This is a genomic window from Streptomyces sp. NPDC093261, assembly GCF_044753645.1.
Taxonomy (GTDB): Bacteria; Actinomycetota; Actinomycetes; order Streptomycetales; family Streptomycetaceae; genus Streptomyces.
The window spans coordinates 100,038-122,113 of record NZ_JBIVNO010000013.1; the positions used below are offsets into that span (position 1 = coordinate 100,038).

Below are 22,076 nucleotides of genomic sequence, written 5' to 3' on the forward strand. Positions count from 1 at the left end.
GGGGGGGGGGCCGCCTGGGGGGTCGGGGTTCCGGGTCGGGCGCCCCCGCCCGGGGGGGGGGGCGCGGGGGGGGGGGCCCGCGGGCCGCCCCCCCCCCACGGCCACTGTCATGCGACCGCTTCCGTGGACCCGGCGGACTGCTCCACGGGGGATCAGTTCTCGGCCAGGAATCTCCGCGCCAGTGCGACCCCTTGGACCACGGCCGCCCGGTGGTCCTCGAGCGGGATCGCGCGGGAGCCGCGGAAGAGGACGTACGTGACCGGGCCGTCCGTTCCGCCGCCGCGCGGGTCGGGGTTGATGCCGAGGGCGCGGGCGGTGGCGTAGGAGGCCTCGCCGATGATGCCGGTGGGGCCCGTGTCGGCGACGACCGCGTACTCGATGCGGCCCCCGTGTACGACGGCGGCCACGGAACCGCCGGTGATGCCGTATGCCCGGTAGTCCCAGATGCCGCTCGGGCCGGGCACCACGAGGTACGGCAGGATCTCCGAACTCGGGTATCGGCCGTCGGACTGCCGGTAGGTGGTGGCGGGGGTGAAGTACCCGTCGGTACGGGAGTTGCAGACGCGGCCGGCGCGCCCGTCGCAGTCGATGTCCATGTCGGCCGTCCAGAACACGGCGCCGTGTGCGCCGCAGACGGGTATGTCGGCCGGGGCTCCCTGGTCGCTGCGGTAGCGGCCGTGGGATATCCGCAGGCAGCCTCGCGTCTTCGCCAGCAGGTCCGCGGCGCGGACGGTGCCCTGCCGCAGTTCGCCCGGGTGGGCGGGGGGCAGTGTGGCGGGGATGAGCAGGGCGGCGCCGGCCGCGGCCAGCGTCAGTGACTGGGCGAGCACGATGAGGGCCCCTCTCCTGGGGGAGGACGATCACCATCCCACCGTGGTGTCGCTCCCCGGCACGCGTCCAGCGGAGGGGGCCGGACGGAGCACGCGCCCCTGGTACGGCCGAGCGCCGGGCCCGGACGGGGACCCGGCCGCTCGGCCGCGCTCGCCGGCGCGGTGACAGCGACGACAGCGGACCGCGCCGTCGGCACGAACTGCTTTGGAAGGCAAGCGAGTTCACGCCGCTTGGGGATCCAGCATACGTATCGGCGCCGGGCCGCTGCCAGCCCCGCTCCCCCTCTTGCCGCCCTCACGCCAGCCATGGCATATAGGTACAGACCAATCCCCAGGGAGGGAGTAGCCCGTGCGACGCGCCCTCTTACCGGTGATCTGCGGTTCTCTTCTGCTGCTGGTGTCGTGTGCCCGGGACGGTCCGGGCGACGGCGGCGGACACCTGCCGCCGGCACCCCTGGGGGTGACGGCCGTCGCGGGCAGCGCGACCAGTGTGCACCTCATGTGGAACCGTGTGGCGGACGGCACGGACATCGCCGGGTACGAGGTCTTTCGCGGCACCGTAAAGGTGACGGAGGTGCCCGCCGAAGAGCACATGCTGGACATCACCCGGCTCGAGCCGTCGACCACGTACACCTTCACCGTGCGGGCCCGTGGCGCCGACGGCGGCCTCGGCCCGGCCGGGCCGGAGGTCCGCGCCACGACGCCGGCCGCCGTCGCCGCCGACGAACGGGCCCCGTCCCGGCCGGGGCGGCCCAGCGGCAGGGCGGTGGGAAGCCGGGCGGTCCAGCTCTTCTGGGGGCGGTCGACGGACGACCGGGGCGTGGTGTCGTACTCCATCTACCAGGGCGGCTCGAAGATCCACAGTGTGGGCGGTGCCCAGACGGCGGCCGTGGTCACCGGGCTGCGGCCGGGCGTCCGCTACGCGTTCACCGTCCGCGCTCGGGACGCGGCCGACAACCTCTCAGCGCCGAGTGACACGGTGCGGCTGACCACCGCGCCCGGCGCGGACGACGGCACAGGCAGCGCACCGACCCGCTTCCGTGCCACGACGCACCGAGCCGACGGGGCGTACTACCTGGATCTGTCCTGGGTGCCGCCGGTGGCCGACGGCGTCATCACGGAGTACGGGATCGATCTGGACGGACGGCCGGCGACATCGCTGGTCTGGGGCGGCAGCGCACCGCGCTCGACAGCCGCCTACAGCTTCTACGTCGGCCGGGAGGCCGGGGTCACACACCGGGTGCGGATCCGGGCGAGGCTGCCGGACGGCACCTGGGGCGGCTTCTCCCCCGAGCGGGCCGTCACGACGGGCCCGTGACGGGATGCCGCCGGGACGGCTGATCGGGGCCGGCTGCGGGCAGCGTCCCCCACTCGTCCAGGGCGTGGGTCAGCCACTGGATCCAGAAGGTCTCCAGATCGATGCCCGCCCGCAGCACAAGGTGCTGGATGCGGTCCTGCGCCGAGTCCCTGCCCGGTCCGAAGTCGCGCTTCTCGATCTCCTGGTACTCGGCCAACTGCCGCTGGTGCAGGGCGAGATGGTGACGCAGATCGGCCTCGATACCCTCGGTGCCCACCACCGCCGCGGCGCGCAGCCGCAGCAGCAGCACATCACGCATCGGCTTGGGGTCCTGCGATGTGGCCGCCCAACGGGCGAGTTCGGCGCGGCCGGCGGGCAGAACCTCGTAGGACTTCTTCTGCCCGCGGGCCGGCTGCTCGGTCGGCAGGGCACGGATCAGGCCGTCGTGCTCGAGCCGTCCCAGCTCGCGATAGATCTGCTGGTGGGTCGCCGACCAGAAGTAGCCGATCGACCTGTCGAACCGACGAGTCAGTTCGAGACCTGAGGACGGCTTCTCCAGCAGGGCGGTCAGGATCGCGTGCGGGAGTGACATGGGGCCATCCTAGGGAGGCGGCGCACAGCACTCCTAAAGCGCCGCGGCCAGCTCCGTGCCCTGCTTGATCGCCCGCTTGGCGTCCAGTTCCGCCGCCACGTCGGCGCCGCCGATGAGGTGCGGCGTCCGGCCCGCGGCGATCAGCTCCTCGTACAGATCGCGGCGCGGCTCCTGGCCCGTGCACACCACGATCGTGTCCACCTCGAGGACCCGGCTCTCGCCGTCCACGGTGATGTGGAGTCCCGCGTCGTCGATCCGGTCGTAGCGAACGCCCGGCACCATGGTGACGCCCCGGTGCTTCAGCTCGGTGCGGTGGATCCAGCCCGTGGTCTTGCCCAGTCCCGCGCCGACCTTGGAGGTCTTGCGCTGGAGAAGGTGGACGGCGCGCGGCGCGGCGGGCCGCTCGGGCGCCGCGAGCCCGCCGGGGACGCGGTAGTCCATGTCGACGCCCCAGTGGCGGAAGTAGGTCGCCGGGTCCTCGCTCGCCTTGTCGCCGGTGTCGGTGAGGAACTCGGCGACGTCGAAGCCGATGCCGCCCGCGCCGAGGATGGCGACGCGGGCGCCGACGGGCGCGCCGTTCCGCAGGACGTCGAGGTAGCCGAGGACGCGGGGGTGGTCGATGCCCGGGATCTCGGGGGTGCGCGGGATGACGCCGGTCGCGACGACGACCTCGTCGAACCCGGCGAGGTCCGCGGCGGCGACCCGGGTGTTCAGCCGGACGTCCACATCGTGCAGGTCGAGCTGGGTGCGGAAGTAGCGGAGCGTCTCGTCGAACTCCTGCTTGCCCGGGACCTTGCGGGCCACGTTGAGCTGTCCGCCGATCTCGCTCGCCGCGTCGTAGAGCGTGACCTCGTGGCCGCGCTCGGCGGCCGAGACGGCACAGGCGAGTCCGGCGGGACCGGCGCCGACCACGGCGACCTTCTTGCGCAGCCGGGTCGGGGACAGCACCAGCTCGGTCTCGTGGCAGGCGCGCGGGTTGACCAGGCAGGAGGTGATCTGCCCACTGAAGGTGTGGTCAAGGCAGGCCTGGTTGCAGCCGATGCAGGTGTTGATGGCCTCGGGGCGCCCGTCCGCGGCCTTGGCCACGAAGTCGGGGTCGGCGAGCATCGGGCGGGCCAGGGACACCATGTCGGCGTATCCCTCGGCGAGCAACTGCTCGCCCATTTCGGGGGTGTTGATGCGGTTGGTGGTCACGAGGGGAACCGAGACGGCACCCATGACCTTCTTCGTCACCCACGCGTACGCGCCGCGCGGCACGGAGGTGGCGATGGTCGGGATGCGTGCCTCGTGCCATCCGATGCCGGTGTTGATGAGGGTCGCTCCGGCGGCCTCCACCGCCTTGGCGAGCGTGATGACCTCGTCGAGGGAGGAACCGCCCGGGACCAGGTCGAGCATGGACAGCCGGTAGATGATGATGAAGTCCTCGCCGACGGCCTCGCGGACGCGGCGCACGATCTCCACGGGGAAGCGCATCCGGTTCTCGTACGAGCCGCCCCAGCGGTCCTCGCGCCGGTTGGTCTGCGCCGCGATGAACTCGTTGATGAGGTAGCCCTCGGACCCCATGATCTCCACGCCGTCGTAACCGGCCTGACGGGCCAGGCGGGCGGCGCGCGCGTAGTCGTCGATCGTCTGCTCGACCTCGGCATCGGTGAGCGCGTGTGGGACGAACGGGCTGATCGGGGCCTGGAGCGCGCTGGGCGCGACGAGGTCGCGGTGGTAGGCGTACCGGCCGAAGTGGAGGATCTGCAGGGCGACGCGGCCGCCTGCCTCGTGCACGGCCTCGGTGACGACGGAGTGCTGCTCGGCCTCCGCCCCGGTGGTGAGCTTGGCGCCGCCCTCGTACGGTCGTCCGGCCTCGTTGGGCGCGATGCCGCCGGTGACGATGAGCCCCACCCCTCCGCGGGCCCGGGCGGCGTAGAAGGCGGCCATGCGCTCGAAGCCGCGCTCCGCCTCCTCCAGGCCCACGTGCATCGAGCCCATGAGCACACGGTTGGGCAGGGTGGTGAAGCCCAGGTCGAGCGGGGTCAGCAGATGGGGGTAGCGGCTCATCGGGCCCTCCGTCCGGCGTGTCGTAGCTCTGTTGTAGACGAGCCCCACCCCATTGTGCAACTAGTTGCACAATGGGGTGGGGCTCGTCACGCGGCCACCGGCCCGGCGGGCGGTTCCGTTGCTACCGCCTGGTGCCGATCAGGACATGGGCGTATCGCTCGTCCGAGACCGCGAGCCGGGTCCGCAGCCCGCCGCGGGTGAACGCCTCCACGGCCCGGGGGACCTGGGCCTGGCTTGTCTCCACGAGCAGGGAGCCGCCGGGGGCCAGCCACCGGGCCGCCTCCGCGGCGACCCGGCGCAGGACGTCCAGGCCGTCCGAGCCGCCGTCGAGGGCGACCAGCGGCTCGTGGTCGCGGGCCTCGGACGGCAGCAACGCCACCTCGTGCGTGGGCACATAGGGCACGTTCGCGGCCAGGATGTCGACACGGCCGCGCAGTCCGTCCGGGAGCGCGGCGAACAGGTCGCCCTCGTGCACCCGGCCGCCGTACGCGGCGACATTGCCGCGCGCGCAGCGGACCGCGGCCGGCTCGATGTCGGCCGCGTGCAGTTCCGGTCCGTCGAGCGCGGCGGCGAGCGCCGCACCCACCGCGCCGGAGCCACAGCACAGGTCCACGACCACGCGGGCGTCCCGCCCGAGGGCGAGGGCCTGCCGGACCAGGAACTCGGTGCGCCGGCGCGGCACGAAGACGCCCGGTTCCACGGTGATGCGCAGTCCGTGGAACTCCGCCCAGCCCAGGACCTGTTCGAGGGGCAGGCCGGCCACGCGCCGGCCGACCATGGCGGCGGCCTCGTCGGGCGTGCGGGCGGTTGCGAGGATCAGCTCCGCCTCGTCCTCGGCGAAGACGCAGCCGGCGGAGCGCAGAGCGGAGACGACGCGGGAACGCGACATGGAGGGCATGTAGCCGAGAAGCCTTTCGGTTGACCGAAGGGCGCTCTCGCGGTCACCTAACGGCGGTGATCCACGCTGACGTGAGGCGAGAGCACCCGAGCCGACACAGCGGAAATGGGTCTCACCTCCTCGGCCACCACCGGCCGGGACGATCCGCGGCCAGGACGGTCACCCTAACAGGAAGGGGGTGACCGGCCGCGCGCCGGTGAGCGGCGGGCGACGAAGGCCGCCTCCGCATTCCGGTTGTACTCTACAACCGGAAAGACCGAGGGAGGCTTTCGTGCAGGCAGTCGAGGCGTCCGACGGAACCGACGCCCCCGAGCGGGACGCCGCCGCGCCCTCCGCCGGGGCGGCCGTTGAGACGATCCACCGTGAGCTGACGACGTTCGCCCGGCGCGCCCGCGCCTCGGCCGGCCGGATGCACCCGGAACTCTCGCTGGTCTCCTACACGCTCCTCGGGCACCTGGAGGAGAGCGGCGGGTGCCGCGCGACCGACCTGGCCGACCACTACGCGCTGGACAAGTCCACGGTCAGCCGCCAGGTGGCCGCCCTGGAGCGGGCCGGTCTGATCGAGCGGCGGCTCGATCCGGGCGACCACCGGGTCCAGGTGCTGCACCTGACGCAGGCGGGCACGCGGATCCTCGCCCAGGTCACCGAGAGCCGCCGGGAGGCCTTCCGTGAGCGGCTCGCGGGGTGGCCGGAAGAGGATCTGCGACGCTTCGCCGCGTATCTGCTGCGCTACAACGCCGCCACAACCGCCGGGCGTTGACGCGCGCCGCCGGGTGCGGTCCACAGGGGCCGGCCTGCTCGCCCGGCGCCGCGCCCGGCCGGTCGATTGGTCGGCGGTCGGCCCGGCCCCGTAGGTCGGTCCGGCCGGTTGGTCGTCGGTCGGTCCGGCCCGGTCGGTCCGTCCGGCCGGTTGGTTGGTCCGGCCGGTCGGTCCGGCCCGGCCGGTCGGTCCGGCCCGGTCGGTCGGTCCGGCCGGTTGGTCCGACCCGGTCGGTCGGTCCGGCCGGTTGGTCCGACCCGGTCGGTCGGTCCGGCCCGATGGCCGACCGGTCGGTCCGTCGCAGTCCGTCAGATCCGTCGGCGCATCCGCACTGCCGTCAGATTCCCACCGTCTGCCCGTCCGCCAAGAGCTCCGGCACCCGCGCCGAGAGGAACCTCGTCCTGCGGCGGAGCCTGAAGCCCAGGGACTCGTAGAGCCGGATGGCGCTGGTGTTGCCCGCGCCGGTGTGCAGGAAGGGTGTCTCGCCGCGCTCGCGGATGCCGTGCGCGACCGCGAGGATCAGCCGGGTCGCCAGTCCCTGGCCGCGGAAGGCCGGATCGGTGCAGACGGCGCTGATCTCGGTCCAGCCCGGCGGGTGCAGCCGCTCGCCGGCGAGGGCGATCAGGGCGCCGTCCCGGCGGATACCCAGGTAGGTGCCGAGTTCGATGGTGCGCGGCAGGAAGGGCCCCGGCCGGGTGCGCTCGACCAGGTCCAGCATCTCCGGTACGTCGGCCGCGGTGAGCCGTACGGCCTCCGGATCGGGGGCGGCGGGGATCCCGTCGTCGACGAGCTGCACGCCGTCCAGATCGAAGGTGATCTCCCAGCCCTCCGGCAGTTCACCGCGGAAACCGGGCAGCGGGGCCTCGGCGCCCGGACCCGCGAGCGCCGCGAGGTCGGCCCAGTCGCCGGCGTCGGGGTCGTCGGGCAGCCCCACCCAGGGGGAGACGTCCGTCGGGTAGCGCAGGATACGGCCCCGGCGTTCGGCGAAGTGGGCGTGGGGGCCGGTCAGCGAGGTGAGCGCGGGGTTGTCGAGGACGTGCCGGATGCCGCTCATGCGCCGACCTCGATCACGACCTTGCCCCGGGCATGGCCCTCCTCGACGACGCGCAGGGCCTCATCGGCGCGCTCCAGCGGGAAGGTCCGGGTGACATGGGGGGCCAGATCGCCGCGCACCACCAGGCGCGCGACCTCGTCGAGCACGGCGGCGGTGCGGGCCCGCCGCACGGGTGCGCCGCCCAGCCGCTCGACCTCCTGGCGCGCCGCGGCGGAGATCACCTTCGACCGGTCGGCCGGCAGGGTCGCGGCTTCCTCCAGCACGTCACCGCCGACGAGGTCGTAGACGCCGTCCACCCCCTGCGGGACGGCGGCCCGCACCCGCGCGACCAGATCCGGGCCCGATGCGATGTGCACGGCTCCGAGCTCCTCCACGAAGTCCTTCTTGCCCTCGCTCGCGGTGCCGACCACCCGCAGTCCGAAGGCCCGGGCGATCTGCACGGTGGCGACCCCGACTCCCCCGCCGGCGCCGGTGACCAGCAGGGTCGCGCCGGCGGCCAGGCCGAGCTGGCGGACTCCGTCGTACGCGGTGGCCGCGGCGACCGGCAGGACCGCGGCGGCCGTGAAGGAGAGCTCCGCCGGAAGGTGTGCGGTCACCGCGGCGGGCAGCAGGGCGTACTCGGCGTATCCGCCGGACACGGTGTTGCCGAAGACCGCGTCGCCGGCCGTGAAACCGGTCACGCCCTCGCCGACCTCCTCGACGACTCCGGCCACCTCACTGCCGAAGACGACGGGGAAGCTCGGCTCGCCGGTGTCGCCGGGCCGCCTCAGGCCCGTGCGGAGCTTCCAGTCGACGGGGTTCACGCCCGCGGCGCACACCGCGACGAGTACCTGTCCGGGGCCGGGACTCGGCCGCTCCACATCGACGAAGGTCTCGGTCTCCGGGCCACCGTGCCGCGTGTATGCGTACGCCTTGGGCATGTCCTGCCTCACTCTCCTTCGCTGCCGCCGGACCGCCGGTCCAGGGGCCACCGGCACCGGCCACTACTGCCCAAGGAAGATCACCTGGCGGCTATTCCCGGCCGGACGAAGAGTTCATACGGCCGCAATGATCCGGATCGGCCGGGGCGGGAACAGAGCGCGCGGGCGCGTACGGTGGAAGGCGTTCGCATTGATCACGCCCGGCCGGCGGTCCCGTCCGGCCGCCTGGAGAGGCACCGCCCCACCATGCACGTCACCCGAGGCTTCACCGGGCGCCCGCGCGTCCCCGACCCCGGGCTGCCGCCCGGTCAGTACGACGCGGGCGACGACTGGCCCGTCCTGTCAGCCGAGGTCACTCCGGTGCTGGCGGCCGCGGACTGGTCCTTCCGCATCGACGGTGAGGTGGCCCGACCGCGCACGTGGACCTGGGCGGAGGCGCATGCGCTGCCCGCGTCGGCGTACGACGGCGCCATCCACTGCGTGACGGGCTGGTCGAAGTTCGGGGTGCGGTTCGCGGGTGTGTCGCTGGACGCGTTCCTGGACGTCGTGCGGCCCCGGGCGACGGCCACGCACGCCGTCGCCTACTCCCACACCGGGTACACGGCCAACCTCCCCCTGTCCGACCTCACCGGAGGGCGCGCCTGGATCGCCTTCGCGTACGACGGCAGGCCGCTGCCCGCCGAGCACGGGGGCCCGGCGCGGCTGCTGGTGCCGCATCTGTACTTCTGGAAGAGCGCCAAGTGGATCGCCGGCCTGAGGATCCTCGACCACGACGAGCAGGGGTTCTGGGAAGAGAACGGCTATCACGCGCGGGGCAACCCGTGGGAGGAGCAGCGGTATTCCGGTGACTGAGGTGACTGAGGTGATGACCGAGACAAGCCTGACCTCCGGCCGCTTCCTTCCGCTCACGCGGTTCTCCGTGCCCGGGCGGATCGCCGTGAACGCCGGCACCGCCGCCGAGTGGCGGACCGCGACGCTGACCGAGATCCGCCGTGAGACACCGCGCGCGGCCACCTTCCGGTTCGCGGTCCCCGGCTGGGCGGGGCATCTGCCCGGCCAGCACCTGCTGCTGCGACTGACCGCCGAGGACGGCTACACGGCGCAGCGGCACTATTCGATCGCGTCGCCACCCGACGACACCGGGCATGTCGAACTGACCCTGGACCGTGTCGAGGGCGGCGAGGTCTCCGGCTGGTTCCACACCGTGGCCGAGCCCGGGGACCGGGTCGCGGTGCGCGGCCCGCTGAGCGGCTTCTTCGCCTGGCCGGGCGACCGGCCCGCGCTGCTGCTCGGGGCAGGGTCGGGGGTCGTCCCGCTGATGTCGATGGTGCGCCACCACCGGGCGCGGGGCCTGGACGTGCCGCTGCGGCTGCTGGTCTCGGCGCGCGGGCCGCGGGATCTGATCTACGCGGACGAGTACGGCGCGGAGACCATCCCCCTCTTCACCCGCGACGCGCCCCCGGGGGTGCCGGTGGGACGCATGTCCGCGGCCCATGTGGCGCCGCTCATGGCCGCGGCGCCTCCTGGGGGGTGGGAAGCCTATGTGTGCGGTTCCAACGCGTTCGCCGAGCATGCGTCGCGGCTGCTGGTGGAGGCCGGGCAGCCGGTGGACCGCATCCGTGTCGAACGCTTCGGCTGAACCGTCGAACGCCTCGGCCCGCCCGCCGCGCCGCCTCGCCCCTGCCGCTCCCGCACCGTGTCCCCGGGCCGGCACCAGGTTTCGGGGCCACATGGCCGGGAACCTCGCCGGGGAGGAGAATCGGCACAAAAGGCCGACTCATGTCGGACGCGTCCGGTGCCGCGTCCGCGTCGCGTGCGCAGCGCTTCCGCGCCGGTCCGTACGGCCGTCCCCGGGCCAGGGGTCGGCGGGTGCGGCCGGTCCGGCATGAGCGGGTCCCGGATGCGGGGCGTAGCGGGACCGCCGCCGCCGTGAGTCGCGGGCGGCGAGGTGCCCGTACGAGGCGGGCGCACCGCGGGCGCCGTCGCGCGGTGCTGCGCCGAGGGGCTCCTTGATCGTGGCCGGGGGCGGTGTGCGGGTTCCCCAGGGGGCTCGGCGCTTCCACGAGCGGGACGTGGCGGCAAGGAGGTCGAGATGCGAACCCGGATGCGCGGCTGGCGCTGGCGGCGCAATCCGCTGCGCCGGCGATCGGATGTCGTCGAGGCGTGGACGTCGCTTCTCCTCGCCGTGCTGCTGTGCGTCGGAGCGCCGCTCGTCGGCACAGCCGTGGGCTGGTGGGCCTACGGCGACGCGCGCGCGACGCAGACCGCCCAGCGCGCCGAGCGCCATCAGGTGCCCGCGGTGCTGGTCCAGGACGCCCCGGCCGTGGCGCCCTCGTCCCAGGGCGTCAGGCAGCCCCTGTACCGGGTGCCGGTGCGCTGGACCGAGCCCGGCAAGGGCACCCGGACGACATTCGCGCAGGTCCCGGCGGGCTCGCTGCGCGGCGAGCGGGTGCGGGTGTGGCTGGACGCGAAGGACCACGGGGTCGGGCCGCCGCCCAGCGACGCCGCGGTGTGGCAGCACGGCCTGACGGCCGCTGTGTGGGCCGCGTGCGGAGTGGCCGGGGCGGTCTTCCTGGGCCGCGCGGTGATCGGCAGGATCTCCGAGCGGCACCGCATGGCGGAGTGGGAGGCCGAGTGGGCCCGCACGGGCCCGGACTGGGGGCGGCGCACGGCGTGACCGGCAGGGCCCGGCGGACGGTCAGACCGGCGGACCGGCGGACCGACAGACCGGCGGATCGGCGGATCGGCAGACCGGCAGACCGGCAGACCGGCGGATCGGCGGATCGGCGGATCGGCGGATCGGCGGCCCAGCAGACCGGCAGACCGGCAGACCGGCAGACCGGCGGTCTGGCGTCTCCCCGGACGTCACCGTACGGTGTGATCATCCACGTTCGTGACGTCAAAGGCGGTCCTCCATGGCCCTGTTCGACCTGCCGATCGACCGGCTCCGCGACTACCGCAGCGCCTCGATGGAGCCCTCGGACTTCGACGCCTTCTGGGCCAAGACGCTTCAGGAGACCCGCGAACACGACCTGGGCGCCCGCTTCGAGCCCGTCGAGACGGGGCTGAGGACGGTCCAGGTGTACGACGTGACGTTCGCCGGCTTCGGCGGCCACCCGGTCAAGGGCTGGCTGACCGTGCCCGCCTCCGCGGACGGGCCGCTTCCCACGGTCGTGGAGTTCGTCGGCTACGGCGGCGGACGCGCCCTGCCGCACATGCATCTGCTGTGGGCCTCGGCGGGCTTCGCGCACTTCGTGATGGACACGCGCGGGCAGGGCAGCACCTGGGGCGGCGGCGACACCCCCGACCCGGTGGGCAGTGCGCCGGCCGTCCCCGGGTTCATGACGCGCGGCATCGAGGACCCCGAGACGTACTACTACCGGCGGCTGTTCACGGACGGGGTGCGGGCCGTCGAGGCGGCCCGGGCGCACCCCCTGACCGACGCCTCCCGCACCGCGGCCCTCGGCGCCAGCCAGGGCGGCGGCATCACGATAGCGGTCGGCGGTCTCGTACCGGACCTGGTGGCGATCGCGCCGGACGTGCCGTTCCTGTGCGACTTCCCGCGCGCGGCGACCCTCACGGACCGCCAGCCGTACCGGGAGATCGGCACCTATCTCAAGACGCACCGCGGCCGCACCGAGCGTGTGCTGCGGACCCTGTCGTACTTCGACGGCGTGCACTTCGCCGCGCGCGGCCGGGCGCCCGCGCTCTTCTCGGCGGCGCTTGAGGACCAGACCTGCCCGCCCTCCACGGTCTTCGCCGCGTTCAACGCGTGGGCGCACGAGGACAAGACGATCGAGGTCTACGACTTCAACGACCACGAGGGCGGCGGCCCCCACCAGCAGGCGGTCCAGTTGCGCTGGCTGCCCGCACGTTTGTGATGGAGCGTCAGAAATACTCCGCGTGGACCGAGTTCCCGGCGACGCGGGAGACGGACCGGATTCGGCCGAAGTGCCGGCCCACCCTTTCCTGGTGGTTTAGACCAATGCTAGACCTGGTCGCGCACTGATTCCGCACGGCTACGTCTTGTCACCAGGAGGCGCGGACATGGCCCGCACCACCCCACCCGACCACCCTCTTCCTCACGCGCACGAGGAACCGCTCTACTGGAGGATCGCCGCCGAACTGCTCGCCGAGTTGCGTGACGGCGGCATCCCGCCGGGGGAACGGCTGCCCGGGGAGCGGCAGTTGGCCGCGCACTTCCGGGTCAGCCGGGAGACCGTGCGCCAGGCCCTGCAGATCCTGCGCCGCGCCGGACTGGTCGCCACCGACCGACGCGGCAGCCACGCGGTGCTGCCCGGGGCCACGGCCGAGCACGTCCCCTCGCTGGCCTTTCCGGTGGGCGCGCACGGCGCGGAGCCCGGCCGGGCGACCGTCACCTGGGAGGTCCCGTCCCCCGAACACGCCCGGGAGCTGGGCCTGGCGCCCCTGCGGCCCACCCTCGTCCACCGCTACGCGTCGGCCGCGGCGGACGGCAGCCGGGCGCGGACGGCCGTCACCTCGTTCTCCGCGGTCGCCGTCGCCGAGGTGCCGGAGCTGGCCCGCTACCGCGACCGGGCGGACGGCAGGGCCTCGGCCGAACTGTGGCGTGCCTACGACTGGATGCGCACGGCCGGCCTGACCCTGCACCACCGTGACGCGATCACTCCGCTGCCGCCGACCGTGCGGGTGACCCGGCGCGTGCACGACCAGTGGGACCGGCCGCTGGAGATCACCGATCTGGTGGTGGAGGCCCAACGGGACGCGCTGGTCTACGAGTTCACCCTGCCGGCGGCCGGCTGACCCCCGCGGGAGCCCCGCCGCGCGCCCGCGTGGCCACGAGCAGCCGGCAGCGCGGGCTGCCGTCGGGCCGAAGGCCGAAGTCCGGCATCGCCTGATGTTCCACCGTGAACCCGGCGCGGCCCAGCTCCCGCCGTACGTCGCCGAGGCGGAACGCCCGGTAGTACATGACGAACGGCGGACGCCAGAGCGCGTTGCGGACGCCCATCGCGGTGTCGAAGCCGAGCAGCGCCCAGTACCAGGGCGAGGTCGGGCGCGGCGGGGCCCCGATCGGGAACACGAACCGGCCGCCGGGCCGCAGCACCGAGTGGACCTGCCCGAACAGGCCGGGCAGCTCTGCCGGCAGGAAGTGACCGAAGGCGCCGAAGCTCACGACCAGGTCGAAGACGGGACCGAAGGGCAGGGCGCGGGCGTCACCCCGCACCCAGGCGACCCGCGGCCACCCGTCGGAGCGCACCTGCCGCCGCCCGACGGCGAGCATGCCCGCGCTGAAGTCGACCCCGGTGACGCTCTCGCGGCACACCGCGCGCAGGAGGTCCGTCCCCGCCCCCGTACCGCAGCACAGGTCGAGGCCGTGATGGAAGGGCCCCATCGCCTCCAGCGCGCGCCCGACGGCGTCCAGCACCGCGTCCGACGTGCGGAAGGGGGTGTGATCGAACGTGGGCGCGAGCAGGTCGTAGCCGCGCTCGACCGAGGACAGCGCCTGAACGGCGAGCTCGCGGAGGCTGGGACCGTGCGGGGAGAACATCACGCCAGCTTAGAGCGCCCGCGGAGCTCGCTTCGGCTTCTGAGTGCCCGGCGCCGGTGACAACGTTGTTCCGCTTCACCTCTTGACGCACTTGGTTCAGACCTTTAGCTTTCGGGCCGTCACATTCCGCTGCAGAGACCGGAGTTCACGTTGCCATCCGGCCAACCCCCCACGAGGTGTCGACAACGATGACCATGGCCCAGCTCTCCTTCAGACGATTCCCGCTCATACACGCGGTCCTCGGCCGGTTCCCGGTCGGCGCCGTCGTCGTGGCCCTGATGGCCGCCCTGTTCTCCGCCACCCCCGCGCACGCCGACGACGGCCGGATCACCGGCCTGGCCGGGAAGTGCGTCGACGTGGCGGGAGCCAACAGCGCCAACGGCACCGCCGTACAGCTCTACGACTGCAACGGCAGCGGTGCCCAGCTCTGGTCCAACCCCGGCGACGGCACCCTGCGGGCGCTCGGCAAGTGTCTGGATGTCGTCGACCGCAGCACGGCCGACGGGGCGGCGGTCCAGCTGTGGGACTGCTCGGGCGGCGCCAACCAGCAGTGGGTGGTGACCGGGGCCCACGACATCGTCAACCCGGCCGCGAACAAGTGCCTGGACGTCCGTGACAACAACCCGGCCAACGGCACCCGCTTGCAGATCTGGACCTGCACCGGCGGGGCCAACCAGAAGTGGAACGCTCCCGCGAGCGGCGGGGGGAACCAGACTCCGTCCGGATTCGTGGTCAGCGAGGCCCAGTTCAATCAGATGTTCCCGAACCGGAACTCGTTCTACACCTACGGCGGCCTTGTGCAGGCCCTCAGCTCCTACCCCGCCTTCGCGAACACCGGCAGCGACACCGTGAGGAAGCAGGAGGCCGCGGCCTTCCTGGCCAACGTCAGCCATGAGACCGGCGGTCTGGTCTACGTGGTGGAGCAGAACACGGCCAACTACCCGACGTACTGCGACTGGAGCCAGCCCTACGGCTGTCCTGCCGGCCAGGCCGCGTACTACGGGCGCGGCCCCCTCCAGCTCAGCTGGAACTTCAACTACAAGGCGGCGGGCGACGCGCTCGGCATCGACCTGCTCGACAACCCGTGGCTGGTGCAGAACGACTCCGCCGTGGCCTGGCGCACGGGCCTGTGGTACTGGAACACGCAGTCCGGCCCCGGCACCATGACCCCGCACAACGCCATGGTGAACCAGGCCGGCTTCGGGCAGACCATCCGCAGCATCAACGGCTCACTGGAGTGCGACGGCCGGAACCCCGCCCAGGTGCAGAGCCGCGTGGACGCCTACCAGCGGTTCACCGCCATCCTCGGCGTGAGCCCCGGATCCAACCTGTACTGCTGAGCACGTCGGGGGCCGGGGTGATCACCCCGGCCCCGTCGCCCCCGTGCCGGCCCCCATGCGGCCACCCTGGCCCCGTCGCCCCCGTCCCGGCCCCCATGCGGCCGGTATACGGTTCAGGGCCGCGGACGCACGGGCAGCGTCCGTACGCTGTTGCCGACGAAGCTCGCATGGCGGGTCAGGTCGTCCTCGCGCACGGCGAGGTCCAGGTCCGGGAAACGGGTGAACAGGCGCTCCAGCGCGATCCCGGCCTCCAGCCGGGCCAGGGGAGCGCCCAGGCAGTAGTGGGCGCCGTGCCCGAGCGAGAGGTGCCGCACGGTGCCGCTCCGCCCGGGCCGGGTGACGTCGAACCGGCCGGCGTCCGCACCGTGCGCGGCCGGGTCGCGCCCGGCCGCGGAGTATCCGGCGAGCACCGGTGTGCCCTGGGGGATGACCGTCCCGTCCACGGTCAGATCCCGAACGGGGTACCGGAAGGGGAAGTAGCTGACGGGCGCGTCCCAGCGCAGGGTCTCCTCGACGACGTCGTCCCAGCCCACCCGCCCCTTCCGCGCGAGTTCCCGCTGGTCGCGGTGGCCGCACAGGGCCCGTACGGCGTTGGTGATCAGGTTCATCGTGGTCTCGTGCCCGGCGATGATCATCAGCACCAGTGTGCCGGTCAGCTCCTGCCGGCTGAGCCGGTCGCCGTCCTCGTCCCGGGCGGCGATGAGCGCGCTGATGAGGTCGTCCCCGGGACGCTCGGCCTTGGCGGCGGCGATCTCGCCGAGCACGGCGACCAGTTCGCTGTTTGCGGCGATGACCTGCTCGGGGCCGATGTCGGTGGCGACGACCTGGCTGGACAGCCGGTGCAGCCGGTCCCGGTAGCGGTGCGCCACGCCGAGCAGCTCGCAGATCACCCCCATCGGCAGGGGCAGTGCGAAGTGCCGCCGCAGATCGGCCACTCCGCCGCCGGACGCGGCCGCCCCGGCCAGGTCGTCCAGCAGGGCCTCCGTCAACTCCTCGACTCGCGGACGCAGTTGTGCGACACGGCGGGCCGTGAAGGCCCGGCTGACCAGCGAGCGCAGCCGCCGGTGGTCGTCACCGTCGGCAGTGGTCATCCCCTGCACGGCCGCGAAGGTCATGAGCGGCCAGCCCTCGGCGATCCTTCCCTCGCGCAGGGCCGTGAAGTGGCCGGCGTGCTTGGCGACATCGGGATGTGCCAGGAACTCCTTCAGCGCCTCGTGCCCCAGTACGGCCATGCCCTCGATGTCCCCGGGCAGCAGGACCGGCGCGACGGCACCCCGGGCGAGCAACCGCGCGTTGTCGGCGTGCGGGCAGCCGCCGGCGGGGTCCAGCCGATGCGGTGCGGCGGAGGAGGTGTCCACCGGTGCCTCCTTGTCGCGAGGGTCGGGCTGACGGCGTACGACGATCGATTCTCCCCGGGATCGGGACCCGGGAATAGACGGCGCCACCAGGGCGCTGAAAGGGGTGCACGGCGATCCGTAGGCGGTGTGGGCCCCCGAGGGCGGTGCGCACGCGCTTGTCGAGTGCTACAGTGCGGGCAGCATCCGTGGACGCCCCGTTCCGGGCGCCGGTGCTGTCTCTCCTTGAGTTCGCCGTTCCGTCCGCCGTCGTCACCGACCGGCGCACCGGCTTTCCCGCGTCACCTCGCGACCAGCCCCTTTCCGCTGCGTCCGAGGTGCGGTTCCCCGCCGCGACGAGGCGTGAGCACGCCGCCTCCCGGCCCTCCCCTTCCCCCCTCTCTGTCCTCAGTCCGTGAAAGGACCTCATATGACCGCCACCCTCCAGCGCCCTCCCACAGTGCGGCAGCAGCAGACACCCCAGTCCGTCACCGGAGTCCTCGACCTCGACCATGGCGGGAAGGGACATCTGCGCGCCGTCGGCTGCCAGGCCTCCCCCGCCGATCCCCAGGTCACCCCCGCCCTGATCCGCCGCCACGGCCTGCGCAAGGGCGACACCCTCGACGGCGTCCGCGACGGGCGAGCCCTCACCGAGGTGACGCGGATCAACGGCCGTACCCCCGACGAACTGCGCGGGCGCCCCCACTTCCGCGACCTCACCCCGCTGCACCCGCGCGAGCGGCTGCGCCTCGAACACCCCGCGGCGGGCCTGTCCGGGCGCGTCGTCGACCTCCTCGCCCCCGTCGGCAAGGGGCAGCGCGGCCTGATCGTCGCCCCGCCGAGGACCGGCAAGACCGTGCTGCTCCAGCAGATCGCCGCGGCCGTCGCCGGGAACCACCCCGAGTGCCATCTGATGGTGGTACTGCTCGACGAGCGGCCCGAGGAGGTGACCGACATGCGGCGCTCGGTGCGCGGCGAGGTGTACGCCTCCACGTTCGACCGGACACCGAAGGAGCACATCGCCCTCGCGGAACTCGTCGTCGAGCGGGCCAAGCGGCTCGTCGAGCAGGGGCAGGACGTCGTCATCCTGCTCGACTCGCTGACCCGGCTGTGCCGGGCGCACAACAACGCGGCCGCCGCCGGTGGCCGCACGCTGAGCGGCGGCGTCGACGCCGCCGCGCTTCAGGGCCCGAAGCGGCTCTTCGGCGCCGCCCGCCTGGCCGAGGAGGGCGGCTCGCTGACGATCCTCGCCACCGCCCTGGTCGAGACCGGTTCCCGCGCCGACGACTTCTTCTTCGAGGAGCTGAAGAGCACCGGCAACATGGAGCTGCGGCTGGACCGGGACCTCGCCGCCCACCGGATCCACCCGGCCGTCGACATAGCCGGATCCGGTACCCGCCGCGAGGAACTCCTGCTGGCCCCATTCGAGTCGACGGCCCTACGAGGCCTGCGGCGCGCACTGACGTCGCGTGACGGGCTGGCGAACCTTCAGACCCTGCTGGAGCGGATGCGGACCACGCCCGACAACGCGACGTTCCTCCGCAGGATCCAGCCCACGCTGCCGGCGGCCTGACCGCCTCGCCGCGCGGGCCCCGCGTCCGGCATCCGGGTGCCCGATACCTCCACTCGGCCCAACGTGCCCAGGCGAGAGGGCCGCGACCGTTCCTACGGTGGCGGGTATGACCATAGGAATCTCGTCCCGCGTCGTCGTCTCCTGCTGCGCTCTCGGCGCGGCCTGGACGGCGGCCCTCCCGTCCCTCCCCGCCGTCGCCGTCGCGGGCCCCGACTCCGCCACTCCACGGCCCGCGACCCCCAATACCTCCCCCCTGTACGCGTCGGGCACGCAGGTACGGCAGCGCGCGGGGGTGCCCCAGCTCCCCGAAGTGTCGGCGCTGTCATGGCTGGTCTCCGACGCCGACACCGGCCAGGTGCTCGCCGCGCACGACGCACACCGCCCGCTGCCGCCCGCCAGCACCCTCAAGACGCTGTTCGCCCTCACCGTACTGCCGGGCCTGCCCGCCGACACCCGGCACACCGTCAGCGCGCGGGAACTGGCGGACGTCGGGCCCGGCAGCAGCCTCGTCGGGGTGAGGGAGGGCGACACCTACCAGGTCAGCGACCTGTGGCGGGGGGTCTTCCTGAACTCCGGCAACGACGCCGTGCATGTGCTGGCCGCGCTCAACGGCGGAGTGCGGAACACGGTCCGTCAGATGCAGGCCAAGGCCCGCGCGCTGGGCGCCCTGGACACCCATGTGGTCTCCCCCGACGGGTACGACGCGGACGGACAGGTGTCGTCGGCGTACGACCTCGCGGTGTTCGGGAGGGCCGGACTCCAGAACCCGGAGTTCGCGCGCTACTGCGCCACCGCCACCTCCAGCTTCCCCGGCGACGACGGCGGAACCTATGAGATCGCCAACACCAACCGGCTGCTGACGGGCCGCAACGGCGTCCAGCCCTACCCGGGCCTGATCGGCGTCAAGAACGGCTACACGAGCCATGCGGGCAACACGCTCGTGGCCGCCGCGCGCCGCGGCGGCCACACCGTCCTGGTCACCGTGATGAACCCTCAGATCGGCGGCGGGTTCGCGGTCTACGAGGAGGCGCGCTCGCTGCTCGACTGGGGGTTCGCCGCCGTCGGACGGGTGACTCCGGTCGGCTCGCTGGTGCCCGAACGGCCCACCGTGTCCCGGGCCGGTCCCGCCGCCTTGCCGAGGACTGCGCCGGCGGACCGCGACGCACCCGGCACGGGAGTGCTCGCGGGTGCCGTGGGCGCGAGCGCGGGCACGGCGGCCGCGCTGGCGCTGTGGCTCAGGAGGAGACGCTCGCCACGCGCCTGACCGACCGGCAGCCAGAGCAGCAGCCCGAGGGTGATCCAGGTGTAGGTGTTGCTGCCGAGGAAGCCGTCGATGCCGGAGGCGTCGTCGAACCACAGCCACACCACGCTGCTGCACAGCACCACGTACAGAACCGCCGCGATGCGCAGCCGGCGTGCGCGCAGCAGCACGGCGAAGGACGGCAGCAGCCAGACGAGATGGTGCACCCAGGTGATCGGGCTGACCAGACAGGCGGCCAGCCCGGTCAGGGCGAAGGCGGCCCGCCAGTCGGCGGCGCGCAGCGCGCGGTGGGTGCGCCACCCCCATACCGCGAGGACCAGCACGACGGCCGTCGCCCAGGCCGCGTGGCTCGGTGCGTCGGGCGCCGAGAGGCGGGCCAGGATCCCTTGCAGGGACTGGTTGGAGACATAGTCCAGGCGGCCGACGCGGGTGGTGTCCCAGACGGCATGCGTCCAGTAGAAGCGGGAGGCGCCCGGTGCGGCCCAGGCCGCGAGCAGGGTCGCGGCGGCGGCGACCGCCGTCGCCACGGCGGCGATCCGCCAGCGCCGGGCGAGCAGCAGCAGGCCGATGAAGACGGCGGGCGTCAGCTTCACGGCCGCCGCGATTCCGATGCCCGCCCCGGCCCAGCGTTCACGCCCGGTGGACAGCAGCCAGGCGTCGGTGAGCACGAGCGCCAGCAGCAGCAGGTTGACCTGCCCGAAGCTGAAGGTGTCCCGGACGGGTTCGAGCAGCGCCAGCGCGCAGGCGGCCAGCGCCCAGCCGAACCAGCCGTAGCGGCACAGCTCCCGGCCGACGAGGATCCACAGCACCACCGCGGCGGCCGCGAGGTTCAGCAGCAGCGCGAGGACGATGGCGGTGCCGAGTCCGACGTACGCCATGGGCAGCATGCTCAGCGCGGCGAACGGCGGATAGGTGAAGCCGTACGTCGTCCCCGGTACCCGGTAGTCGTAGATGTGCCCGCCGTCGTGGACCCACGTGTGCACGGTCCCGTAGTAGACGCGCAGATCGAACCAGTCGCGCAGCAGCGGCACCGTGGCGGTGAAGACGGCCACGGCCGCGGCGAGGCCGACTACGAGGGCCAGCCGGCCCTTCTCGGTGCGCGGCGCTCTCACGCCGTCCGTCCCAGCACCGGCGCCTGGGCCGCCTGGTGCGCCTGCCAGAGCACCACGACCGCGAGGACGCCGCCGGAGACGGCCAGCAGCACCTGGGCGAGGTCCGCGGGCCCGCCGCTCGGCAGCACGGCGAGCGCGAGGACCGCGGTGGCGGCGGCCACCCGGTGGCGTACGGAGGCGCTGGGCGCCGCGGCGGCGATGAGGAACAGTCCCCACAGGGCGTACCAGGGGCGGATCGCCGGGCCGAGGACGGCCACGACGGCGAGGCTGAGGCCGAGCGCGTAGACCGGGGCGGGCCGCAGCCGGAGCCAGATGAGCAGCACGGCGATCATTGTCGCCAACAACCCGGCCGCGTGCCACACGGGAGTCGCGAGCGGCGCGAGGTCGCTGCCGAGGTCGTCGAGCAACCGTCCGGTGACCCGGCCGAGGACGCTGGTGGGTGACCAGTTGTGCGGTGAGATGGGCGTCTTCAGGGCCGCCACCCAGCCGTAGCCCGTGCCGGTGACGGCCGTGACCACCACCGTGGTGGCGGTGGCGACCACCGTCGTCGTCGCCACCGCGCGGACGATCCCGACGTGCCGCCGCAGCGCGATGACGGCCAGCAGCCCGAGCGCGGCGGGGGCTTTGACCAGTGCGGCGAGCGTGACGAGGACGACGCCGAGGAGGTGCAGCCGGCCGCGGGCGGCGAGCAGGCCGACACCGAGCAGGCCCAGCATGATGGCGTCGTTGTGGGCACCGGCCACCAGATGCAGCAGCACCAGCGGGTTGAGGGCGCCGAGCCAGAGCGCGGCCGCCGGGTCGGCGCCGCACTGCCGGGCCAGCCGGGGCAGCGCCGCCGCCATCAGGGCCACGCCGAGGAGCGCGACCAGCCGCATACCGAGCAGCCCGGCCGGCAGTTCGCCGCGGGTCAGGCCGGAGAGCGCGGAGGCGACGGCAAGGAAGACCGGCCCATACGGGGCCGCGGTGTCCCGCCACACCGGCGCGACCTGGTCCGCCAGCGGGCCGCCGAGCTGTGCGGGTCCGTGGGTGTACACGTCTATATGGGCGTCGACCATGGCGCCCTGCGCGAGGTAGCTGTAGACGTCCCGGCTGAACAGGGGCGGCGCGAGCAGCAGCGGTGCGGCCCAGACGGCGAGGACGAGCAGCAGGGCGCGTGGCGTCGGCGGCTCGGGGCCGCGGATCACCCGGCCCAGCAGCGCCCAGGCCGCGATCAGCAGCACCACCCCGAAGTAGACCCCCACCAGCCCGAGGGCGGCGCGCCCGGACTCGGGGGAGACCAGATCCGCGACCGGCAAGGCCCCGGCCGTCTCACCGCCCAACGCGAGAAAGGCGGTACCGGCCAGACCGAGCGCCTGGCAGCGGCGGAGATCGACGGGGAAAGCCATGGCCAACACTCGCGAAGCGTGTCAACGCCGGATGGCCGGAAGGCGACGTTCGACCCTCACGGCGGCGACCTGCGTGTGACCTCCGTATGACCGGTGCCACCGTGGACCCGGTGACTCCCTGGAGGCGAGGGTCCCGGACGGCGT

General features: G+C 73.4%; 19 protein-coding genes and 1 pseudogene. 10 read left to right on the top strand and 10 right to left on the bottom strand.

Going from position 1 to position 22,076, the window contains the following annotated elements:
- Positions 1–152: 152 nt before the first annotated feature.
- Complete coding sequence (locus ACIP94_RS25470) at positions 153–830, bottom strand: glycoside hydrolase family 75 protein (protein WP_402429966.1); 678 nt, start codon at positions 828–830, stop codon at positions 153–155.
- Positions 831–1,179: 349 nt separating this feature from the next.
- Between ACIP94_RS25470 and ACIP94_RS25475 the strand changes: the two genes are divergently transcribed.
- Positions 1,180–2,148 carry a fibronectin type III domain-containing protein gene (locus tag ACIP94_RS25475; RefSeq protein ID WP_402429969.1) on the top strand — a complete coding sequence of 323 codons (969 nt, stop codon included), beginning with the start codon at positions 1,180–1,182 and terminating at the stop codon, positions 2,146–2,148.
- Here the strand turns inward: ACIP94_RS25475 and ACIP94_RS25480 are convergent.
- From ACIP94_RS25480 to ACIP94_RS25490, 3 genes are all read right to left on the bottom strand, one after another.
- Positions 2,132–2,719: a PadR family transcriptional regulator gene (locus tag ACIP94_RS25480; RefSeq protein WP_402429972.1), complete on the bottom strand. Its 588-nt coding sequence runs from the start codon at positions 2,717–2,719 to the stop codon at positions 2,132–2,134. The genes ACIP94_RS25475 and ACIP94_RS25480 overlap by 17 nt on opposite strands.
- Positions 2,720–2,752: 33 nt before the next feature.
- Positions 2,753–4,768, bottom strand: coding sequence for an FAD-dependent oxidoreductase (locus ACIP94_RS25485; RefSeq protein ID WP_402429975.1), 2,016 nt, complete (start codon positions 4,766–4,768; stop codon positions 2,753–2,755).
- 121 nt (positions 4,769–4,889) lie between these two features.
- Complete coding sequence (locus tag ACIP94_RS25490; RefSeq protein WP_402429978.1) at positions 4,890–5,666, bottom strand: putative protein N(5)-glutamine methyltransferase; 777 nt, start codon at positions 5,664–5,666, stop codon at positions 4,890–4,892.
- 355 nt (positions 5,667–6,021) lie between these two features.
- Between ACIP94_RS25490 and ACIP94_RS25495 the strand changes: the two genes are divergently transcribed.
- Entirely contained in the window at positions 6,022–6,426 is a 405-nt protein-coding gene (locus ACIP94_RS25495) for a MarR family winged helix-turn-helix transcriptional regulator (protein WP_402430265.1), read from the top strand.
- Positions 6,427–6,763: 337 nt separating this feature from the next.
- On the opposite strand, the gene ACIP94_RS25500 is transcribed toward ACIP94_RS25495, so the two are convergent.
- Together ACIP94_RS25500 and ACIP94_RS25505 are read right to left on the bottom strand one after the other, a co-directional pair.
- Positions 6,764–7,480: a GNAT family N-acetyltransferase gene (locus tag ACIP94_RS25500; RefSeq protein WP_402429981.1), complete on the bottom strand. Its 717-nt coding sequence runs from the start codon at positions 7,478–7,480 to the stop codon at positions 6,764–6,766.
- A complete protein-coding gene (locus tag ACIP94_RS25505) occupies positions 7,477–8,400 on the bottom strand; it encodes an NADP-dependent oxidoreductase (protein ID WP_402429984.1) in 924 nt (307 codons plus the stop codon). Before ACIP94_RS25505 ends, ACIP94_RS25500 begins: the two co-directional genes overlap by 4 nt.
- Positions 8,401–8,646: 246 nt before the next feature.
- Here ACIP94_RS25505 and ACIP94_RS25510 point away from each other — a divergent pair, with 246 nt between their 5' ends.
- From ACIP94_RS25510 to ACIP94_RS25530, 5 genes are all read left to right on the top strand, one after another.
- Positions 8,647–9,252 carry a sulfite oxidase-like oxidoreductase gene (locus ACIP94_RS25510; RefSeq protein WP_402429987.1) on the top strand — a complete coding sequence of 202 codons (606 nt, stop codon included), beginning with the start codon at positions 8,647–8,649 and terminating at the stop codon, positions 9,250–9,252.
- A 13-nt stretch (positions 9,253–9,265) separates the two neighbouring features.
- Entirely contained in the window at positions 9,266–10,039 is a 774-nt protein-coding gene (locus ACIP94_RS25515; RefSeq protein ID WP_402429990.1) for a ferredoxin reductase, read from the top strand.
- 453 nt (positions 10,040–10,492) lie between these two features.
- Positions 10,493–11,077 (top strand): hypothetical protein, encoded by a 585-nt coding sequence (locus ACIP94_RS25520; protein WP_402429993.1) that lies wholly within the window; start codon positions 10,493–10,495, stop codon positions 11,075–11,077.
- Positions 11,078–11,315: 238 nt separating this feature from the next.
- Positions 11,316–12,281: an acetylxylan esterase gene (locus tag ACIP94_RS25525; protein ID WP_402429996.1), complete on the top strand. Its 966-nt coding sequence runs from the start codon at positions 11,316–11,318 to the stop codon at positions 12,279–12,281.
- 166 nt (positions 12,282–12,447) lie between these two features.
- Positions 12,448–13,182: a GntR family transcriptional regulator gene (locus tag ACIP94_RS25530; protein ID WP_402429999.1), complete on the top strand. Its 735-nt coding sequence runs from the start codon at positions 12,448–12,450 to the stop codon at positions 13,180–13,182.
- Here ACIP94_RS25530 and ACIP94_RS25535 read toward each other — a convergent pair.
- Positions 13,160–13,927: a class I SAM-dependent methyltransferase gene (locus tag ACIP94_RS25535; RefSeq protein ID WP_402430002.1), complete on the bottom strand. Its 768-nt coding sequence runs from the start codon at positions 13,925–13,927 to the stop codon at positions 13,160–13,162. The genes ACIP94_RS25530 and ACIP94_RS25535 overlap by 23 nt on opposite strands.
- Before the next feature lie 188 nt (positions 13,928–14,115).
- Between ACIP94_RS25535 and ACIP94_RS25540 the strand changes: the two genes are divergently transcribed.
- Positions 14,116–15,267, top strand: a complete 1,152-nt coding sequence (locus ACIP94_RS25540) for a glycoside hydrolase family 19 protein (protein ID WP_402430005.1) — start codon at positions 14,116–14,118, stop codon at positions 15,265–15,267.
- 113 nt (positions 15,268–15,380) lie between these two features.
- Here the strand turns inward: ACIP94_RS25540 and ACIP94_RS25545 are convergent, their stop codons facing one another.
- Positions 15,381–16,625 carry a cytochrome P450 gene (locus ACIP94_RS25545; RefSeq protein WP_402430008.1) on the bottom strand — a complete coding sequence of 415 codons (1,245 nt, stop codon included), beginning with the start codon at positions 16,623–16,625 and terminating at the stop codon, positions 15,381–15,383.
- Positions 16,626–17,031: 406 nt separating this feature from the next.
- Between ACIP94_RS25545 and rho the strand changes: the two genes are divergently transcribed.
- Together rho and ACIP94_RS25555 are read left to right on the top strand one after the other, a co-directional pair.
- Positions 17,032–18,174, top strand: coding sequence for a transcription termination factor Rho (gene rho, locus ACIP94_RS25550; protein ID WP_402430011.1), 1,143 nt, complete (start codon positions 17,032–17,034; stop codon positions 18,172–18,174).
- A gap of 106 nt (positions 18,175–18,280) precedes the next feature.
- A pseudogene (locus ACIP94_RS25555) lies at positions 18,281–19,153 on the top strand (D-alanyl-D-alanine carboxypeptidase family protein); the annotation flags it as partial.
- Between the two features lie 38 nt (positions 19,154–19,191).
- On the opposite strand, the gene ACIP94_RS25560 reads toward ACIP94_RS25555, so the two are convergent.
- Positions 19,192–20,547, bottom strand: a complete 1,356-nt coding sequence (locus tag ACIP94_RS25560) for a glycosyltransferase 87 family protein (RefSeq protein WP_402430014.1) — start codon at positions 20,545–20,547, stop codon at positions 19,192–19,194.
- Entirely contained in the window at positions 20,544–21,932 is a 1,389-nt protein-coding gene (mptB, locus tag ACIP94_RS25565) for a polyprenol phosphomannose-dependent alpha 1,6 mannosyltransferase MptB (RefSeq protein ID WP_402430017.1), read from the bottom strand. The genes ACIP94_RS25560 and mptB overlap by 4 nt, the downstream gene beginning before the upstream one ends.
- Between the last annotated feature and the right edge of the window lie 144 nt (positions 21,933–22,076).

What these genes read in the sequence shown, in the direction of transcription:
- ACIP94_RS25480 (WP_402429972.1), bottom strand. Translation starts at nt 2,719, where the DNA reads ATGTCACTCCCGCACGCGATCCTGACCGCCCTGCTGGAGAAGCCGTCC.
- ACIP94_RS25485 (WP_402429975.1), bottom strand. Translation starts at nt 4,768, where the DNA reads ATGAGCCGCTACCCCCATCTGCTGACCCCGCTCGACCTGGGCTTCACC.
- ACIP94_RS25510 (WP_402429987.1), top strand. Translation starts at nt 8,647, where the DNA reads ATGCACGTCACCCGAGGCTTCACCGGGCGCCCGCGCGTCCCCGACCCC.
- ACIP94_RS25515 (WP_402429990.1), top strand. Translation starts at nt 9,266, where the DNA reads ATGACCGAGACAAGCCTGACCTCCGGCCGCTTCCTTCCGCTCACGCGG.
- ACIP94_RS25490 (WP_402429978.1), bottom strand. Translation starts at nt 5,666, where the DNA reads ATGCCCTCCATGTCGCGTTCCCGCGTCGTCTCCGCTCTGCGCTCCGCC.
- ACIP94_RS25530 (WP_402429999.1), top strand. Translation starts at nt 12,448, where the DNA reads ATGGCCCGCACCACCCCACCCGACCACCCTCTTCCTCACGCGCACGAG.
- ACIP94_RS25540 (WP_402430005.1), top strand. Translation starts at nt 14,116, where the DNA reads ATGACCATGGCCCAGCTCTCCTTCAGACGATTCCCGCTCATACACGCG.
- ACIP94_RS25505 (WP_402429984.1), bottom strand. Translation starts at nt 8,400, where the DNA reads ATGCCCAAGGCGTACGCATACACGCGGCACGGTGGCCCGGAGACCGAG.
- ACIP94_RS25535 (WP_402430002.1), bottom strand. Translation starts at nt 13,927, where the DNA reads ATGTTCTCCCCGCACGGTCCCAGCCTCCGCGAGCTCGCCGTTCAGGCG.
- rho (WP_402430011.1), top strand. Translation starts at nt 17,032, where the DNA reads ATGACCGCCACCCTCCAGCGCCCTCCCACAGTGCGGCAGCAGCAGACA.
- mptB (WP_402430017.1), bottom strand. Translation starts at nt 21,932, where the DNA reads ATGGCTTTCCCCGTCGATCTCCGCCGCTGCCAGGCGCTCGGTCTGGCC.
- ACIP94_RS25520 (WP_402429993.1), top strand. Translation starts at nt 10,493, where the DNA reads ATGCGAACCCGGATGCGCGGCTGGCGCTGGCGGCGCAATCCGCTGCGC.
- ACIP94_RS25525 (WP_402429996.1), top strand. Translation starts at nt 11,316, where the DNA reads ATGGCCCTGTTCGACCTGCCGATCGACCGGCTCCGCGACTACCGCAGC.
- ACIP94_RS25500 (WP_402429981.1), bottom strand. Translation starts at nt 7,480, where the DNA reads ATGAGCGGCATCCGGCACGTCCTCGACAACCCCGCGCTCACCTCGCTG.